This window comes from Pseudomonas sp. DE0010 (genome assembly GCF_007680745.1).
Classification (GTDB): domain Bacteria; phylum Pseudomonadota; class Gammaproteobacteria; order Pseudomonadales; family Pseudomonadaceae; genus Aquipseudomonas; species Aquipseudomonas parafulva_B.
On the sequence record NZ_VEJQ01000107.1, the window covers coordinates 1 to 329 of the forward strand.

1 protein-coding gene is annotated in these 329 nt (G+C 69.6%); it reads left to right on the plus strand.

Annotated features, from left to right (window positions below; translation table 11 throughout):
• Positions 1 to 329: HD domain-containing protein (locus FS767_RS21865; protein ID WP_144968196.1), on the plus strand; the 329-nt coding region annotated here is incomplete at both ends.

The window sequence follows — 329 nt, forward strand, 5'->3', positions numbered from 1 at the left end:
GCTCACGGCCCTGGCGCTGGTCACGCGGATCGCGCTAGCGCGCCAGCACGAAGAGCGCTGGCGCCGGCAACTGGAACGCTCGCGCCAGGTCACCATCGAGTCCATGGCGGCGGTGGCCGAAACCCGGGATCCCGAGACCGGCGCCCATATCAAGCGCACCCAGCACTATGTTCGCGCCATCGCCGAGGAGCTGCGCCGTGCCGGCCAGGCGCCGGAATTGCTCACGCCGGACTACATCAAGCTGCTGTTCCTGTCCGCGCCCCTGCACGATATCGGCAAGGTCGGGGTGCCGGATGCCATCCTGCTCCAGCCTGGACGGCTGACGCCGG